This is a genomic window from Stenotrophomonas sp. C9D9, from assembly GCF_056491205.1.
In genome coordinates this window covers 140274-156792 of sequence record NZ_JBSZIF010000007.1, presented here as the reverse complement: position 1 = coordinate 156792, position 16519 = coordinate 140274, and the positions used below count along the sequence as shown (strand labels likewise).

The window sequence follows — 16519 nt, the reverse complement described above, 5'->3', positions numbered from 1 at the left end:
CAGCGCGAATGCGATGGCGCGTACCCGGCCAACGGCCGGCACTACCATGATCCGGCTGCGCCGGATTACTTGACGCGTGCGGAGTATTCGCCCGAACGGGTGTCGACGCGGATCACTTCTTCCTGGTTGACGAACAGCGGCACCCGGACCACGGCGCCGGTTTCCAGGGTGGCCGGCTTGCCGCCGCCGCCCGAGGTGTCGCCACGGACGCCCGGATCGGTTTCGGTGATCTTCAGTTCGACGAAGTTCGGCGGCTGCACGAAGATCGGCTCACCGTTCCACAGGGTGACCACGCAGGACTCTTCGCCCTTCAGCCACTTTTCGGCGCCGCCCATGCCGGCCTTGGTGGCCTGGACCTGCTCGAAGGACTCCGGGTCCATGAAGTGCCAGTACTCGCCGTCGCTGTACATGAAGTTCATGTCGGTATCGACGACGTCGGCTGCATCCAGCGAGTCGGTCGACTTCATGGTGACTTCCTGGGTACGGCCGTCCTTGATCAGGCGGTACTTCACGCGGGTGAAGGCCTGGCCCTTGCCCGGCTTGACGTATTCGGTGTCGATGATGACGGCCGGTTGGTTGTTGACCAGGATCTTCATCCCGTTCTTGACGTCGTTCATGCCGTAGCTGGCCATGCGTAAACTCCTGAGTGGCAAAAACGCCGCGGGTGCGGCGAGCCGTTAGAATGGAAAGCCCACCGGATGCCGGTGGGCGACTGTTTTTCTGCCCCCATGATAACCGCAGGCCCCCTCTCCATGCAGCTTTCCGCCTTCCCCCGGCCCCAGTCGCCAGGCGCGCCCGCGCGCTGGCAGCAGCTCTGGCGCCAGGCGCTGCGCGACCCGCACGCCCTGCTGGCCCGGCTGCAGCTGGACCCGGCCGCGCTGGGCGTCTCGGAGACGGCTATCGCCCAGTTCGCGCTGCGCGTGCCCGAGGGCTTCGTGGCGCGCATGCGCGTGGGCGATGCGGCCGACCCGCTGCTGCGTCAGGTGCTGCCGATCGACGAGGAAATGCGCCCGGCACCCGGGTTCAGCTTCGATGCGGTGGGCGATGGCGCCGCCAGGAAGGCCACCGGGGTCATCCAGAAATACCGCGGTCGCGCCCTGCTGGTCGCCACCGGCAGCTGCGCGATCAACTGCCGCTACTGTTTCCGCCGCCACTTCGACTATGGCGCGGAAAACGCCGCCAAGGGCGGCTGGCAGGAGGCCGTAGCCGCCATCGCGGCCGATCCGGACATCGACGAGGTGATCCTGTCCGGCGGCGACCCGCTGTCGCTGGCCACCCACAAGCTGGTCGAGCTGACCGATGCCCTGCGCGCGATCCCGCATGTCCGCCGACTGCGCATCCATACCCGCCTGCCAATCGTGCTGCCGGAGCGCGTGGACGATGAACTGGTCTCCTGGCTGGACAGCCTGCCCTGGCCGCTGGCGATCGTGGTCCACGCAAATCACGCCAACGAATTCGACGCCAGCGTGGACGCAGCGATGGCTCGCCTGCGCGGCATCGGCGCCCAGCTACTGAACCAGGCCGTCCTGCTGCGCGGGGTCAACGACAGCGTGCAGGCCCTGCAGGACCTGAGCGAGCGCAGCTTCGCCGCCGGCGTGCTGCCCTACTACCTGCACCAGCTGGACCGGGTCGAGGGCGTGGCCCACTTCGAAGTGGAAGATAGCCAGGCCAAGGCACTGATTGCTGGCCTGACCGCACGCCTGTCCGGCTACCTGATCCCCAAGCTGGTGCGCGAACTGCCCGGCGACCCGAGCAAGCGCCCGGTGTAACGCGGCGCCGTGGTAGATCCACGCCATGCGTGGATGCTTCGGCTAGGAAAGCCCATCCACGCATGGCGTGGATCTACTGGACTTCCCATCCACGCATGGCGTGGATCTACTGGACTTCCCATCCACGCATGGCGTGGATCTACTGGACTTCCCATCCACGCATGGCGTGATCTACAGTCAGACGCCCGATTCGATCATCCGCACCACTTCGGTGGCGGTCACCGGATGGCTCAGCCAGTAGCCCTGGCCGAGGTCGCAACCACGCTGGGCCAGCAGCTCGAACTGTGCCTGCTGCTCGATGCCTTCGGCCACCACCGTGATGCCCAGCGCGTGGGCCATGGCGATGATCGCCGTGGTCAGTGCCAGATCATCGGGATCGCGCTGCATGTCGGCCACGAAGCTCTTGTCGATCTTCACCCCGTCCACCGGCACCTGGCGCAGGTGGCTGAGACCGGAGAAGCCGGTGCCGAAATCGTCCAGCCAGACCTTCACGCCGGTGCGGTGCAGCTTGTCCAGCAGCTGCGCGGCGACCATCTCGTCGCCGATCACCGCGGTTTCGGTCAGTTCCAGGTGCAGGCGCGAGGCCGGCAGCCCGGACTCGTGCAGGCACTGCGCAACCAGCGCCGGCAGCTCGCCGCCGCGCAGCTGCCGCGGCGATACGTTCACCGACACGAACAGATCGTCGCCGCCCGCACCCCGTGGCCACTGCGAGGCTTCCATGCAGGCCGCACGCAGCACCTTCGGGCCGATGATCTCGATCAGCCCACTCTGCTCGGCCACTTCGATGAATACCGACGGCGGAATCGTGCCCAGGGTCGGGTGCTGCCAGCGCAGCAGCACTTCGACGCCGACCATGCGGCGGTCGCGCATGCGGAAGATCGGCTGGTAGGCCAGGCGCAGCTCGCCGCGCTCCCACGCCCCGCGCAGCTCCTGCTCCATGTGCACGCGGCGCTCGACCGCATGGTCCATCGCCCGGCTGTAGTAGCGATAGCAGTTCTTGCCGGCCATCTTCGCCTGGTACATGGCGATGTCGCCGTTCTTCAGCAGCGTGGTCGCATCGGCGGCATCGTCCGGGAACAGGGTCACGCCGATCGAGGTCCCGAGGAACAGTTCCCTGCCCTGCACCACCAGCGGCTTGCCCAGTTCGCGCACCAGCACCTCGGCCAGCAGCCGCGCATTCGCGGCCACGTCGCCATCACCGACCAGGATCACGAACTCGTCGCCGCCGAATCGGGCCAGCAGCGCCTCATCGCCGCCCGCCTCGGTAACCGCGCGCCCGATGCGCTGCGCGAACTGCAACAGCGCCTCGTCACCGGCCTCATGACCGAGGGTGTCGTTGACGCGCTTGAAATCGTCGATATCGGCGAACAGCAGGCCCAGCCGATGATTGGATGCGCGCGCCGCCATCAGGCGATGGTCCAGCGCTTCCCGGAACGCCAGCCGGTTGGTCAACCCGGTCAGCGCATCGGTATAGGCCATGCGCCGTACCTCGCGGTCATGGCGGGCGATGGAATCGCGCATGCGGGCGAAGCCGCGCACCAGCTCGCCGACCTCGTCGTCACGGGTGTTCTCGGCCAGCGGCGCCTGGTAGTCACCGGCCTCGATGCGGCGCGCCGCGGCGGCCAGGTCACGGATCGGCGCCACCAGGGTGCGCTGCACGTACAGGATCACCACCACGCCGATCACCACCAGCAGGCCCAGCATCAGCAGCAGCCAGCCCAGGTGGCGGCTGCCGACCTGCTGCAGGCGCTCGCCGAGCGTAGCATTGGCGGCCTGTTCGCGCTGCTGCACCTCGTCCAGCGCCATGCCGACGCGGACGCCGCCGATGCGCTGGTTGCCGACCATGATCGGCATGGTGTTATCGAGCACCTTGGGCGATTCCTGCACCACCAGCGCCTGCGCCACGGCGGCCTTGGGCGCCAACGGATCGGCCATCGGCTGGCCGAAACCGGACACCTCGATCGAGCCGTCATGCACCAGCCGGCCACGTTCGTCGAACACCAGTACATAGCGCACGACCGGCTGCCGTGCGGTGCTGCGCACCAGCGCACCAACCTGGTCCAGGTCGCGGTAGTACAACGGGTTGGCCAGCGCGTCGGACAGCTCGCGCGCCATCGCTTCGCCGCGGCTGCGCACGCTGCGGTCGAACAGTTCATGGATGACGCCACCACTGAGGTTGCGCACTTCGCCCTGCATTGCCGCCTGACGCCCCAGCAACACCGCCAGGATCGCCACCACTACGACCATCGCCCCGCCCATCGCGAGCAGGAACCGGGCCTGCATTCCCGAGCCGAGCCACTTCATTCCACTTCCATCCGCACGCGCGTCAATCCTTGTTTCAATTCATCCAGCCGCTGCTGCGCATGCGCATCGACGCGGTGGAAACCGGAAGTGCCGAAAAACCGATGCAACGCCCCCTGCGCCTGCGGGTCACTGGCCGCCTGCAGCAGGACTTCCTGCAGCCGGTCACGCACCCGCGGGTCGAGGTCGGCGCGCACCATCTCCACCGCCCGCGGGTAGGGCTCGGTGCGCAGCAGCTCGCGGAAGTCGCGCCGGAATGCCGCCGGCACCCGTCGCTCGTCGTTCCAGTCCACGCTGCTCACCGCCCCCACCTCGACCACGCCCTTGTGCACGAACGTAGCGATGTTCAACTCGCTGCGCGCGAACACATACCCCACGCTGTCCCGGCCCGGCATGTCCCACGTACCCGCCAGGATCTGCGGCGACAACCCTTCCTGCAGCAGCGTCATCACCGGCACCAGGTAGGCACTGGTGGACGCCGTGTTCTGCAGGGCCAGGCGATGCCCGCGCAGGTCCTGGATCCGCTGGATTGGACTGTCGCGGCGCACGAAGAACACGGTCTGGTACTCGCGCACGCCGTTGCGCTCGGTCAGCAGCAGCGGCCGCGCGCCACTGCGCTGGCCCAGCGCCACCGCCGTGCCCGACGTTTCCGTGACCCAGTCGACCCGCCCCCGCCGCAGATAGCTGGCCATCTGCTGCGGGTCGCGCGCCATCAGGATCCGCCCCTCCTTGATGCCGACGTCATGCATGCGTGCCACCACATAGTCCAGCAACGGCTGCAGCTGCTCGTAATGGGCCTTGGGATCATCGCTGATCCGGCCCAGCACCAGCACCGGGTCCGGTGCTGCATGCACCGTCCCGGCCAGCAGGATCATGACCAGGCTCAGCAGTCCCCTCTGCACTGCCCTTCGCAGACCCGACACAGGCTTCATCCCCCCTGGGTATCCAGACAGACTACCCGAAAAAATGAGAACGTCGTCAGCTGTCCTTGTTGCCCGCTTGTGCCAGTCGCGCCATGCGCTGGGTGTCGGCCAGGATGCCGCGCAGCAGGCGCACTTCCTGCTCGCTCGGCTCGCTGCGCAGGAACAGGCGGCGCAGCTTGCGCATCGCCGATTCCGGCGCGCGGCCCTTGTGGAAATCGATCTCGTCCAACGTGTCGCCGAGCTGGGCGAAGAAGCTCTCCATCTGCTCGTGGCTGGCCGCCTGTTCGCGGAAACCCGGTTCGGCGTCGGCGGCCGGCTGCGCGCCCAGCAGCTGCATGCGCGTTTCATAGGCCAGCACCTGCACCGCGGCAGCCAGGTTGAGCGAGCTGAACTCCGGGTCGGACGGGATATGCACCGCCGCGTGGCAGAGCTGCAGTTCCTCGTTGGTCAGGCCGGTACGCTCACGGCCGAACACCAGCGCCACCTCGGCCCCTTCGCCGGCCTTGGCCACCGCACGGGCGGCGGCATCGGCCGGCAGGTACTCCTCCAGCTGGACGCGGCGGGCGCGGGCGGTGCAGCCCAGCACCAGACGGCAATCGGCCACGGCCTCGGCCAGGGTGGCCACCACCGGGGCGTCCCCCAGCACGTCTTCGGCACCGGCCGAGCGGCGGAAAGCCTCCTCGTCCAGCGGTTTTTCGGGGGCGACCAGCACCAGGCGGGCCAGGCCCATGGTCTTCAGGGCACGGGCGGCAGCGCCCATGTTGCCGGGGTGCTGGGTACCGACCAGGACGAATCGGAGGCGGGTGGCGGCGGGAAACTGGGACATGAACAGGGAAAAGGTCGAGCTGGACGATGACCAATGGTAAACTGTGCGGCCGGCCACTGCGCCGGACCCGCTCTTTTCCCCCGCCAGTCCATCTCTTCTGCCTTTCCGGGAGCCCACGCCATGCAGAAACCCGCCGTAACCGTCATGGTCAAGGCCGCCCGCCTCGCCGGCAACGTCCTGTTGCGCAACATCAACAAGCTCGAGGCACTGAACGTGGTGCAGAAGGGCCGGATGGACTACGCCAGCGAAGTGGATGCGGACGCGGAAAAGGTCATCGTCAAGGAACTCAAGCGCGCTTACCCGGACTACGGCATCTTCGGCGAAGAAGGTGGCGTGCAGGGCGAGCGCCGCCAGATGTGGGTCATCGACCCGCTGGACGGCACCAGCAATTACCTGCGCGGCGTGCCGCACTACTGCGTGTCGATCGCCTTGGTCGAGAATGGCGAGCCGACCGATGCGGTCATCTTCGACCCGCTGCGCAATGAACTGTTCACCGCCAGCCGTGGCGCCGGCGCCGTGCTGAACGACCGCCGCATCCGCGTGGCCGACCGCAAGGATCTGGAAGGCACGATGATCCACACCGGCTTCGCCCCGCGCGAGCGCAGCCGTGCCAGCGCCCAGCTGAAGGCGGTCGACGCCCTGCTGGTGCACGGCGAGGACATCCGCCGCACCGGTTCGGCAGCACTGGACCTGGCCTACGTGGCCTGCGGCCGCGCCGACGCCTACTTCGAAGCCGGCGTGAAGGCGTGGGACATCGCCGCCGGCCTGCTGCTGGTCCGCGAGGCCGGTGGCAAGGTCTGCGACTTCAAGGGCGCGACCCTGGGCCGCATGGACAACCGTGGCCCGGAGACCCACCAGATCGTGGCCGGCAACCTGAAGGTGGCCGAGTCGCTGCAGAAGGTGCTGGTGAACACCGGCTACGCTGCCGAGTTCGACGCGAAGTTCTGAGATCTCGTGTAAAGCGGTTCATGGAGACGGCACCTGCGAGGGTGCCGTTTTCGTTTGTGCGCACGGAGATTCGTTTCCGCGACCGCGGAGGGGTGTCACTTTCTTTGCTCGTGCACCGCGCTGCAGGAGCAGCGTGGAACGGCGTAGCCGGCCCGTAGGGTGGCGCACATGGATGTGCGCCATCAAGAAAGTAACCAAAGAAACACGCCGCCAGGGCGCGAGCCGTCGCTACGCGACGGTTCCCTGCGCTCCTCGGCCCGTCGAGGGACGGTACGGGAACTCGCTGCGCTCAGACACCCGCACCTCTTCGCCCTCGCCGGACCTGCGGTGCTCGGCTCGCTCAAGGCGGACTGGAAAATCAAGATCAAGGGCAACAGCATCCACGCATGGCGTGGATCTACTGGGTGCAGCTGTGGCAATTGACCTTGGGTCCGCCTTGAGCGAGCCGAGCATCGCAGGGGAATCAGGGGCGAAGAGGCGCCGATGTTTGAGCGAAGCGAGTTCGGCGCCGCCCCCTGATTCACCGAGAAGCGCAGGGAACCGTCGCGTAGCGACGGCTCGCGCCCTGGCGGCGTGTTTCTTTGGTTACTTTCTTTGCACGAGCAAAGAAAGTGACACCCCTCCGCGGTCGCGGAAATGACTCTCGCCGGGTCGTACCCGGCGCCACCCATGCGCGGGCACGCAAACAAAAACGCCCGGCGCGAGGCCAGGCGTTCCTGCACTACCGTGGAAGTACGGAGGCTTACGCCACCGTCGACGCCCGCAGCGCGGCGATGCGCTCTTCCAGCGGCGGGTGGCTCATGAACAGCTTCTTCGCCGTCGAACCGGCAATACCGAACGCCGCAATCTGGGTCGGCAGCGTGCTCTGGCCGTGGTTGAGCTGCAGGCGCTCCAGCGCGGCGATCATCTTCTGGCGGCCCGCCAGCGAGGCACCACCCGCATCGGCACGGAATTCGCGGTGGCGCGAGAACCACATCGAGATCATGGTGGCGAACAGGCCGAACACCATCTCCAGCACGAACACGATGATGTAGTAGGCGAAGCCGCGGCCGCCGCCTTCGCGGTTGCCCGACAGCGCGCTGTCGATGATGCCGCCGACCACACGGGCCAGCACGATCACGAAGGTGTTCAACACGCCCTGCAGCAGTGCCATGGTGATCATGTCACCGTTGGCGACGTGGGCGATCTCGTGGCCCAGCACCGCTTCGGCCTCGTCTTCGCTCATGTTGTGCAGCAGGCCGGTGGACACTGCCACCAGCGCGTTGTTGCGGTTGGCGCCGGTGGCGAAGGCATTGATTTCCGGGCCGTCATAGACCGCCACTTCGGGCATGCCGATGCCGGCCGCCTTGGCCTGGCGCTCGACCGTGGCCAGCAGCCAGCGCTCGGTCTGGTTGCGCGGCTCGGTGATCACCACCGCACCGGTGGAGCGCTTGGCCATCCACTTGGACAGCAGCAGCGAGATGAAGGAGCCACCGAAGCCGAAGATCGCAGCCATGACCAGCAGGCCGCTCATCTGGCTCGGATTGACCCCCAGCAACGACATCACGATGCTGGCGAGGATCAGGACCGCGAAGTTGGTCGCCAGGAACAGGGCAATGCGGGTAAACATGGGAAAATCCGGCTTGGAAGGGGTCGATACCGGTCAATTTGCGGTGTGGTCAGCTTGAATTCAAGCGCCAACCTGACCGACGATTCAGCCAGCATGACCTCCCCCATTCCCTGCGGCCGCTTCGCGCCCTCACCGACCGGCCTGCTCCACCCCGGATCCCTGCTTGCCGCCTTCGGCAGCTGGCTGCTCGCCCGCCATCATGGCGGCCTGTGGCGGCTGCGCGTTGAAGATGTCGATCCGCCGCGCACCGTGCCCGGCGCAGCGGATGCGCAACTTCAAGCACTGGCCGCGTTCGGCCTGGTCCACGACGGCCCGATCCTCTGGCAGAGTTCGCGCGGCGAGGCCTACCAGGCGGCCCTGGACGTGCTGCTGGCCAGCGACCTGGCCTTCGTCTGCCACTGCAGCCGCAGCGAACTGGCCGCCAGCGGCGGCATCCACCACCGCTGCGTTGCGCGACAGCCACGACCGGACCCTGCCGTCCGCTTCCGCGTGCCGCGCGGCAGCATCGTGCACTTCAATGATGGCCTGCGCGGGCCGCAGCACCAGGACGTGCATGCCGAGGTTGGCGACTTCGTGTTGCGCCGTGCGGATGGCTGCTGGGCCTACCAGTTGGCCGTGGTGGTCGATGACGCCGCACAGGGCGTGACTGAAGTGGTGCGCGGCGCCGACCTGCTCGATTCCACCGCGCGGCAGATCCTGCTGCAGCAGGCGCTGGGCCTGGCGGTGCCACGCTACTGGCATCTGCCGCTGCTGCTCGATGCCCCGGGCCACAAACTGTCCAAGTCGCTGGCGGCGCTGCCGGTGGACAGCTCGCGCCCGCTGCCCGTGCTGCGCCAGCTCTGGCAGCTGCTCGGCCAAGCCCCTGAGGCGCTGGCGCAGGCACACGATCTGGACGCGCTGCTGGCCGCCGCTCGACAGGCCTTCGACCCGGCGCGGCTGCCGCGTGCCGACATCCTGTTGCCAGCCGGCGCACTTTCCGCGCCGATGTTGCAGAATCCCCCTTCCCCCACCTGATACCCGGACAGCATTCCATGACATCTCGCGTCGCACTGGTCACCGGCGGAACCGGCGGCATCGGTACCGCCATCTGCCAACGCCTGGCCGACCAGGGCCACCGGGTCGCCACCAATTACCGCGACGAGGCCAAGGCCCGCGCCTGGCAGCAGGCGATGACCGAACGCGGCTACAGCGTGTCGATCTTCCCGGGCGATGTCTCCGATCCGGACAGCGCCGAAGCGCTGGTGCGCGCCGTCGAGGCCGAGCTGGGCCCGGTCGAGATCCTGGTCAACAACGCCGGCATCACCCGGGACACCACCTTCCACCGCATGCGCGCGGACCAGTGGCACGATGTGATCAACACCAACCTCAACTCGGTATTCAACGTCACCCGGCCGGTCATCGAAGGCATGCGCCGCCGCGGTTGGGGCCGGGTCATCCAGATCAGCTCCATCAACGGCCTGAAGGGCCAGTACGGCCAGGCCAACTACGCCGCGGCCAAGGCCGGCATGCACGGTTTCACCATCTCGCTGGCGCGCGAGAACGCAGGCTTCGGCATCACCGTGAACACCATTTCGCCCGGCTACGTCGCCACCGACATGGTGATGGCGGTTCCGGAGGACGTGCGCGCCAAGATCATCGCCGACATCCCCACCGGACGCCTCGGCAAACCGGAGGAAATCGCCTATGGCGTGTCCTTCCTGGTGGCCGAGGAAGCCTCGTGGATCACCGGCAGCAACCTGGACATCAACGGCGGCCACCACATGGGCTGGTGAGCCGCGCAGGGGGCGCTGCGGCGATCACCGCCGGCCCCTGCCAAGAGTCATGTTGCGCAGCACGCAAACCCTTGTTGCGCAACATGATCGCCCCTGAAAGCCAAGCCTGGCGGGGGCTGGGGCGGTTGCAACCGCTGCTGCACTGCGCCATGCTGCGCGTCTACTGTGACGAGTACCGCTTCATGGCTGCGACCCGCATCATCAAGAAGTATCCGAACCGCCGTCTCTACGACACCGAGATCTCCAGCTACATCACCATCGAGGACGTGCGCCAGCTGATCCTGGACGGTGAAGACTTCGAAGTCCGCGACGCCAAGAGCGGCGACGACCTCACTCGATCGGTCCTGCTGCAGATCATCGCCGACCAGGAACAGGACGGCGAACCGATGCTGTCCACCCAGCTGCTGAGCCAGCTGATCCGCTTCTACGGCGATTCCCTGCAGGGCTTCATGGGCAACTACCTGGAGCGCAGCATGCAGGTCTTCCTCGACCAGCAGCAGCAGTTCCGCCAGCAGATGGGCAACCTGCTGGGCCAGACCCCGTGGGCGATGATGAACCAGCTGACCGAGCGCAACCTGGAGCTGTGGCAGGAATTCCAGCGCAGCATGGGCAGCGGTTTCGGTGGCCCGCGCCCGGGCGGCACCGGAACGGGCACCGGCACCGGCAACAAGCCCGGCGAACCGGGCACCGGCACCGGCGGCAAGACCCGCCGCTGAGCGGCAGCTACGGCTGATACGAAAACGGCGCGCCCCTGGCGCGCCGTTTTGCTTGGCATCGCGCCAACGATGCGTCAGCGTTTCGCCTTGCACCCCGTGCACACGCGCTCGACCTTGTAGCCCTTGGCCTTCAACTTCTCGACCACGCCATCACTGCCCAGCAGGTGCAGCGTGCCGACCACCACCAGCGTACCGCCCTGCCCGGCCTGCAGGTACGGCTGCAGCTTCGGTACCCAGGCATCGTTGCGCCCGGTGTTGATGCGCTGATACAGCTGCGGATACTGCTGGCGCATCTCCGCCGCCATCTTGGTCCACAGCAGGCGTTCGTCGCCGCGGCGCCATGCATCATGCAGCAGCCGCGCCTGCTCATCGGCCTTGCCGGCCTGGTCCAGCGCTTCGGCCAGCATCTGCCGCTGTTCCTGCACCGTCATCCCGTCAAGCATGCCGATCTGGGTATCGATGTCCTCCAGGCCAGCGGTCTTGCGGCCGGTCTTCTGCGCGCGCTCCATGAAGTGGCGGTCCAGGCCCAGCGCCGGGTCCAGGCCCAGCTTCTGCATCTGCCCGACCGAAATGCTCAGGCCGACGAACCAGGCCTTCATGCCCTGCATCTGTGCCAGCGGCAGCTTGTTCTCGGTGGCAAAGGCCTGCAGCTTCTGCCAGGTCGCCGCATCGAGATCACGCTTGAGCTCGCTGCCATCGGTGCGGGTCGCGGCCTGCACCATGCGGCTGGCCAGCTGTGGCGACTGCATGTCTTCCGGCGAGAGTTCGAACACCACCCGCTGCGAGGCTTCGAACGCCTGTTCGACATCGGGCGACAGCGGGTAGTCCTGCGGTTTCAGCAGATGGAACGATCCCAGCAGGTACACGCGTGCATCGCCCGGGCCGGTGACTTTCCACAACAGCGGTACGGGCGGCTTGGCCGCCGCGGCGGTCGCGGCCGCAGCCGTGGTGCCCGGCGCGTCACGGGCAGTGGCCAGTGGCGCCATCGCGCACGCCGCCATCAGCAGCGCGGCGCGGAACAGATGTTTGATCGGCATGGTCAGCCTTCTCCTTCAGGCAGGTGGTAAGCCTTCTCGCCCGCTTCCACGCGCAGGTCCAGCCGGTTTTCCGGTGGCGCCAGCGGACAGGTGGCGTAGGCGGTGAACGCGCACGGCGGGTTGTAGGCATGGTTGAAATCGATGCGCACGGTGCCGTCTGCGGCGGGCGCATCGGTGTCCAGGTAGCGCCCGGCCGGATAGCTGCCGCGGCCGCTGGTGCGGTCGGCGAAGATCAGGAACAGCGGCTGCCCGGGCGCACCGATCGCTTCCAGCCGCCAGCTGCGGCCGTCGCGCTCGAACTCGACCGCGCCGGCATTGGGCATCTCGGTGGTCAGGCCGGTGATGTCGACGATCGGCAGGGTCTTGCCCGGCGGGTGCGCGATGAAGCGCGCCTGCACCTGCCAGTCCGCGCCGCCCGGCCAGTACTGCAGGCCAGCGAAATCACGCCGCGCAGGCGCATCGGCATGCTTGACCCGCAGCGCGTCACGCGGCCCCCGGCGGATGATGCTGAGCTGCCCCTTGCCGCCATCGAAGGCCAGCAGCGTCGGCTGCGCGTCCTTGTCGGTGTCGACGCGGATGCGGCCGCGCACCGGCTGGCCATCATGACTGACATCGACACCGGCTTCAGGCGTGAACCACCACTGCGTCCCTTCGCGACGCAGCAGGCCCAGCTTGTCCGGGCCAACCGTCAGGCGGATGCCGTTGGTGGCGCCGCTGCCAACGAAATGGGATCTGTTCTGCAGCCAGTGCAGGCCGACCAGGGCCGTCCAGCCATCGGGCCGGGTCAGGTCCTGGTAGCGCGCCACACGCCATTGCTGCTGCGCGGCCGCGTAGGCCGGATCTTCAGCGACCGTCGGTGCCGGCGGTGTTGCCGGGCTGCAGGCGGCCAACACCACGGCGGCCAGCAGGCCCGCCATTCCCCGATAACGCATCGATGCTCCCCTCAACGTCCGCGCAGGAACCAGCGGTCGATCTCCGCCAGCGAAAAACGGGCCCAGGTCGGTCGGCCGTGGTTGCACTGGCCGGACCGTTCGGTGATTTCCATGTCGCGCAGCAGCGCGTTCATTTCCGGCACGGTCAGGCGCCGGTTGGCACGCACCGCGCCATGGCAGGCCATGGTCGACAGCAGTTCGTCACGTGCACTGGCCACGCGGCGGCTCTGGCCATGCTCGCGCAGGTCGGTCAGCACGTCGCGCAGCAGCCCTTCCGGTTCGGCATGCGCCAGCAGTGCCGGAATGCTGCGCACGTGCAGCGAACCGGGGCCAGCACGGGTCACCTCGAAGCCGAGCGCCGCCAGGGTTTCGGCTTCGCTTTCGGCGGTATCGGCCTCGCGCTCGCCCACCGCCAGCGTGATCGGCACCAGCAGCGGCTGCGACTGCAGGCCGATGCCATCGTGCGCGTTCTTCAGGCGCTCGTAGCCGATGCGTTCGTGTGCCGCATGCATGTCGACCACGATCAGGCCTTCGGCATTCTCGGCCAGGATGTAGATGCCGTGCAGCTGCGCGATCGCGTAGCCCAGCGGTGGCACGCCCGCGTCGGCGCTGGTCACCGGCAGCCCGTTCTCGGTCGGCATCGGTGGCAGTGCCACCCCGCGTTCGGCACCGGCCGGCGCGGCATACAGCGCAGCGTAGGCTGCCGGTGCATCGGCTACCTGCAGGCCCAGTGGCTGCTGCGGTCGCCACCCGGAGAATCCACCACCACCGCCGGAGCCGGCACCGGGTGCCGGACCGCGCACCAGCCCGAAACCGGAGGCGCCCGCGCTCGATGCCGTGGCTGCAGCCACGGCATCCGCCGGATGCACCGGGCCAGCACCGATCTCCTGCGCCGACATGCCGGCACGGGTATCAGCCAGCGCATCCTTCAGCGTGCGGTAGACGAAATCATGGACCAGCCGCGAATCACGGAAGCGCACCTCGTGCTTGGCCGGATGCACGTTGACGTCGACGCGGGTCGGGTCCAGTTCGAGGAACAGCACATAGGCCGGCTGGCGGCCGTGGTACAGCACATCGCCGTAGGCCATCTTCACTGCGTGTGCAACGCTGCGGTCACGCACCGAACGTCCATTGACGTACAGGTACTGCTGGTCCGCGCTGGCACGCGAATAATGCGGCTGCGCGATCCAGCCATGCAGGCGCAGGCCGGCACCGCTGTGGTCCACGCGCACGGCCTGGTTGGCGAAATCCTCGCCCAGCGTTTCGGCAAGGCGCGCATCGGAGTACAGATCGCCCGGCTTGTAGCGGCGCGAGGCCTTGCCGTTGTGCGATACGCGCAGCTCGACATCCGGCCGTGCCAGCGCCAGCGAACGCAGCCACTCTTCGATATGGCCCAGTTCGGTACGCTCGGCGCGCAGGAACTTGCGCCGCGCCGGCACGTTGTAGAACAGCTCGCGCACTTCCACCGTGGTACCCGGCGCATGCGCGCGCGGGGTCACCTCGCCGATCTTGCCGCCTTCGATCTGCAGCGCCGAACCGTGCTCGTCGTGCGCGCGGCGCGAGGACAGGGTGAAGCGGCTGACCGACGCGATCGACGGCAGCGCCTCACCCCGGAAACCAAGGGTGGCCACCGATTCGAGATCGTCCAGATCGGCGATCTTGCTGGTCGCATGCCGCGACACCGCCAGGGGCAACTGTTCGGGCGCGATGCCACTGCCGTTGTCGCGGATGCGGATCAAGCGTACACCGCCTTCTTCCAGGTCGATGTCGACGCGGCTGGCGCCGGCATCGATCGCGTTCTCGACCAGTTCCTTGACCACCGACGCGGGCCGTTCGACCACTTCGCCAGCGGCGATCTGGTTGATCAGGATGTCCGGCAACGGCCGGATCGGACGCGGACCGGGCGCGCTCATGGGAGGTGATGGGCAGCAGACTTCATGGGTCGATGATAGCGGAGCAGCCCGTCGTCCGCCGGGCATGGATCATGCCGCGTGCCCAGCAGCAGGGTCCGCGCGCATGGCGATGCGTTCATCAGAAGGGCGCCCATCGGTCATGGGGCGCGGCTCGACTCTACAGAAAACGGCAATCCAGCTTGGGCGGGTTATTTGCTGCCGCCGGCCATGGTGCCGGCCGCGTCGATCTCGGCCTGGGCGCGGGCGGCATACAACGTACCCGGCGGCGGCTGGCGGCTGAAGAAGGTGTGCACGCCATCCAGCACGGCACCAGCGATCTTGCGCTGGTACGCCGGATCCATCAGGCGGCGCTCTTCATCCGGATTGGAGATGAACGCGGTTTCCACCAGCATCGCCGGCATGTCCGAGGTGCGCAGCACCGCGAAGTTGGCGCGCTCGATGTTCGGCTTGTGGTTGTTGCCGATCCGCTTCAGGCCGCCCAGCACGTGGCCGGCCGCGTCTTCAGACGCCTTCATGTAGCCACTCTGCGCCAGGTCCAGCAGCACGTTGGCCAGGGTGCCTTCGGTCTGCTGCAGGCGCACGCCACCCACCAGGTCGGCCGCGTTTTCCTTGTCCGCCAGCCAGCGGGCGCGCTGCGAAGAGGCACCCTTGGTCGACAGCACGTAGACCGACGAACCGGTGGCCGAACGGTTTTCGGCCGCGTCGGCATGGATCGAGATGAAGATGTCCGCCTTGTTCGCACGCGCCTTCTGCGCACGCATCGGCAGCGGAATGAACACGTCGCTGTCGCGCGTCAGGTAGGCCTTCAGGCCCGGCGTGGCGTTGACCTGGCGGGCCAGCTCGCGCGCCACTGCCAAGGTGACGTCCTTCTCGCGCTTGCCGGTCGGGCCGATCGCACCCGGATCCTGGCCGCCATGACCGGGATCGATCGCCACCACCAGGTGGCGCATGCCGGCCTGCATGCGGATACGCGACGCATCGCTGGGCATGGCCGGACGCGGCGGCTCCGCCGGCGTTGGTGCCGGTGTGGGCACGGTGGCCGGCGGCGTGGTCACCACCGCTGCGGTGCGCTGGCCGGCGAGGATCGCGGCCGGCGAGGACGAAGACGAGCTGGTGGCGGTGACGCCGGCCGCAGCAACCTGGGCCGGTGCGGTGGTCGGTGCCGGGGTTGGCGTGGCCGGTGCGGCGGCAGTGGCGCTGGCCTGCTGCTGTACCTGTGCGGTCAGCAAGGCCGTGGCACGCGCGGCATCGGTGCGCGACTGCGCGCTCTCGGCCGGCGTGGGCGCAGGCGAGGCACCCGCAGCGGGTGCCTGCGGCTGCGCGGCCGGCGGCGTCGCCGGGCGGCTGGCGGCCACGGCCGGGCCATCACCCGGCCATTCGATCACCAGCTTGGATTCATTGCCCTCGCGCTGCATCTGCGGGCGGAACGGCGCCACCGATTCCGCGAGGTCGAAAACGACACGGAACGTACCCGGGACCGGCTGTCCGGTACGCACCGCCGTGACCACGCCCTGCGCGGCCGGCATCTTCAGGTTGCGTATGGCGCTGGAGTCGGGGAAATCGACCACCAGCCGGTTCGGGCCGGCCAGCGACAAGGTCTTGTAGCCGCCACTGCCGACCAGCGAGATCTCGGCACGGGTGCCGGTCGCGCCGGTATTCAGCAGGACCTGGCGGACTTCACCCGCCCACGCACTGACGCTCGCCAGACCCAGTCCGACGGCGGCACAGATGGCGATGAGACGGTTCCCCGGGCGCATGGCTCAGGATTCAATC

Annotated in this window: 14 protein-coding genes; 5 read left to right on the top strand and 9 right to left on the bottom strand. The window is 67.9% G+C overall.

What is annotated here, in order from left to right:
• Positions 1 to 65 precede the first annotated feature (65 nt).
• A complete protein-coding gene (gene efp, locus ACXI0D_RS21670) occupies positions 66 to 632 on the bottom strand; it encodes an elongation factor P (RefSeq protein ID WP_014037874.1) in 567 nt (188 codons plus the stop codon).
• A gap of 120 nt (positions 633 to 752) precedes the next feature.
• Between efp and epmB the strand changes: the two genes are divergently transcribed.
• Entirely contained in the window at positions 753 to 1769 is a 1017-nt protein-coding gene (epmB, locus tag ACXI0D_RS21665; RefSeq protein WP_182474388.1) for an EF-P beta-lysylation protein EpmB, read from the top strand.
• 177 nt (positions 1770 to 1946) lie between these two features.
• Here epmB and ACXI0D_RS21660 read toward each other — a convergent pair whose 3' ends face one another.
• From ACXI0D_RS21660 to ACXI0D_RS21650, 3 genes are all read right to left on the bottom strand, one after another.
• The gene (locus tag ACXI0D_RS21660) at positions 1947 to 4073 is read right to left on the bottom strand and encodes a putative bifunctional diguanylate cyclase/phosphodiesterase (protein ID WP_014037876.1); all 2127 of its coding nucleotides are present in this window, start codon (positions 4071 to 4073) and stop codon (positions 1947 to 1949) included.
• A complete protein-coding gene (locus ACXI0D_RS21655) occupies positions 4070 to 4945 on the bottom strand; it encodes a phosphate/phosphite/phosphonate ABC transporter substrate-binding protein (protein WP_424143769.1) in 876 nt (291 codons plus the stop codon). The genes ACXI0D_RS21660 and ACXI0D_RS21655 overlap by 4 nt, the downstream gene beginning before the upstream one ends.
• A 103-nt stretch (positions 4946 to 5048) precedes the next feature.
• A complete protein-coding gene (locus tag ACXI0D_RS21650) occupies positions 5049 to 5819 on the bottom strand; it encodes an RNA methyltransferase (RefSeq protein ID WP_010486603.1) in 771 nt (256 codons plus the stop codon).
• Positions 5820 to 5939: 120 nt separating this feature from the next.
• On the opposite strand from ACXI0D_RS21650, the gene ACXI0D_RS21645 reads away from it, so the two are divergent.
• Positions 5940 to 6767 (top strand): inositol monophosphatase family protein, encoded by an 828-nt coding sequence (locus tag ACXI0D_RS21645; RefSeq protein ID WP_005417749.1) that lies wholly within the window; start codon positions 5940 to 5942, stop codon positions 6765 to 6767.
• Between the two features lie 742 nt (positions 6768 to 7509).
• On the opposite strand, the gene htpX is transcribed toward ACXI0D_RS21645, so the two are convergent.
• Entirely contained in the window at positions 7510 to 8376 is an 867-nt protein-coding gene (htpX, locus tag ACXI0D_RS21640) for a protease HtpX (RefSeq protein ID WP_049442768.1), read from the bottom strand.
• A 93-nt stretch (positions 8377 to 8469) separates the two neighbouring features.
• Here htpX and gluQRS point away from each other — a divergent pair, with 93 nt between their 5' ends.
• From gluQRS to phaR, 3 genes are all read left to right on the top strand, one after another.
• Entirely contained in the window at positions 8470 to 9390 is a 921-nt protein-coding gene (gluQRS, locus tag ACXI0D_RS21635; protein WP_119006539.1) for a tRNA glutamyl-Q(34) synthetase GluQRS, read from the top strand.
• 17 nt (positions 9391 to 9407) lie between these two features.
• The gene (gene phbB, locus ACXI0D_RS21630) at positions 9408 to 10148 is read left to right on the top strand and encodes a beta-ketoacyl-ACP reductase (protein ID WP_014037880.1); all 741 of its coding nucleotides are present in this window, start codon (positions 9408 to 9410) and stop codon (positions 10146 to 10148) included.
• A 182-nt stretch (positions 10149 to 10330) separates the two neighbouring features.
• Positions 10331 to 10864 (top strand): polyhydroxyalkanoate synthesis repressor PhaR, encoded by a 534-nt coding sequence (phaR, locus tag ACXI0D_RS21625; RefSeq protein ID WP_041864232.1) that lies wholly within the window; start codon positions 10331 to 10333, stop codon positions 10862 to 10864.
• A 74-nt stretch (positions 10865 to 10938) separates the two neighbouring features.
• Here the strand turns inward: phaR and ACXI0D_RS21620 are convergent, their stop codons facing one another.
• From ACXI0D_RS21620 to ACXI0D_RS21605, 4 genes are all read right to left on the bottom strand, one after another.
• The gene (locus ACXI0D_RS21620) at positions 10939 to 11901 is read right to left on the bottom strand and encodes a TraB/GumN family protein (protein ID WP_101765819.1); all 963 of its coding nucleotides are present in this window, start codon (positions 11899 to 11901) and stop codon (positions 10939 to 10941) included.
• Positions 11902 to 11903: 2 nt separating this feature from the next.
• Positions 11904 to 12833, bottom strand: coding sequence for a DUF1684 domain-containing protein (locus tag ACXI0D_RS21615; RefSeq protein WP_119006540.1), 930 nt, complete (start codon positions 12831 to 12833; stop codon positions 11904 to 11906).
• Between the two features lie 11 nt (positions 12834 to 12844).
• A complete protein-coding gene (gene mutL / locus ACXI0D_RS21610; protein ID WP_479643145.1) occupies positions 12845 to 14746 on the bottom strand; it encodes a DNA mismatch repair endonuclease MutL in 1902 nt (633 codons plus the stop codon).
• 188 nt (positions 14747 to 14934) lie between these two features.
• A complete protein-coding gene (locus tag ACXI0D_RS21605) occupies positions 14935 to 16503 on the bottom strand; it encodes an N-acetylmuramoyl-L-alanine amidase (protein WP_119006542.1) in 1569 nt (522 codons plus the stop codon).
• Positions 16504 to 16519 lie beyond the last annotated feature (16 nt).

Excerpts from the sequence above, each read along its gene's own strand:
- efp (WP_014037874.1), bottom strand. The coding sequence starts at position 632 with ATGGCCAGCTACGGCATGAACGACGTCAAGAACGGGATGAAGATCCTG.
- epmB (WP_182474388.1), top strand. The coding sequence starts at position 753 with ATGCAGCTTTCCGCCTTCCCCCGGCCCCAGTCGCCAGGCGCGCCCGCG.
- ACXI0D_RS21660 (WP_014037876.1), bottom strand. The coding sequence starts at position 4,073 with ATGAAGTGGCTCGGCTCGGGAATGCAGGCCCGGTTCCTGCTCGCGATG.
- ACXI0D_RS21655 (WP_424143769.1), bottom strand. The coding sequence starts at position 4,945 with ATGATCCTGCTGGCCGGGACGGTGCATGCAGCACCGGACCCGGTGCTG.
- ACXI0D_RS21650 (WP_010486603.1), bottom strand. The coding sequence starts at position 5,819 with ATGTCCCAGTTTCCCGCCGCCACCCGCCTCCGATTCGTCCTGGTCGGT.
- ACXI0D_RS21645 (WP_005417749.1), top strand. The coding sequence starts at position 5,940 with ATGCAGAAACCCGCCGTAACCGTCATGGTCAAGGCCGCCCGCCTCGCC.
- htpX (WP_049442768.1), bottom strand. The coding sequence starts at position 8,376 with ATGTTTACCCGCATTGCCCTGTTCCTGGCGACCAACTTCGCGGTCCTG.
- gluQRS (WP_119006539.1), top strand. The coding sequence starts at position 8,470 with ATGACCTCCCCCATTCCCTGCGGCCGCTTCGCGCCCTCACCGACCGGC.
- phbB (WP_014037880.1), top strand. The coding sequence starts at position 9,408 with ATGACATCTCGCGTCGCACTGGTCACCGGCGGAACCGGCGGCATCGGT.
- phaR (WP_041864232.1), top strand. The coding sequence starts at position 10,331 with ATGGCTGCGACCCGCATCATCAAGAAGTATCCGAACCGCCGTCTCTAC.
- ACXI0D_RS21620 (WP_101765819.1), bottom strand. The coding sequence starts at position 11,901 with ATGCCGATCAAACATCTGTTCCGCGCCGCGCTGCTGATGGCGGCGTGC.
- ACXI0D_RS21615 (WP_119006540.1), bottom strand. The coding sequence starts at position 12,833 with ATGCGTTATCGGGGAATGGCGGGCCTGCTGGCCGCCGTGGTGTTGGCC.
- mutL (WP_479643145.1), bottom strand. The coding sequence starts at position 14,746 with ATGAGCGCGCCCGGTCCGCGTCCGATCCGGCCGTTGCCGGACATCCTG.
- ACXI0D_RS21605 (WP_119006542.1), bottom strand. The coding sequence starts at position 16,503 with ATGCGCCCGGGGAACCGTCTCATCGCCATCTGTGCCGCCGTCGGACTG.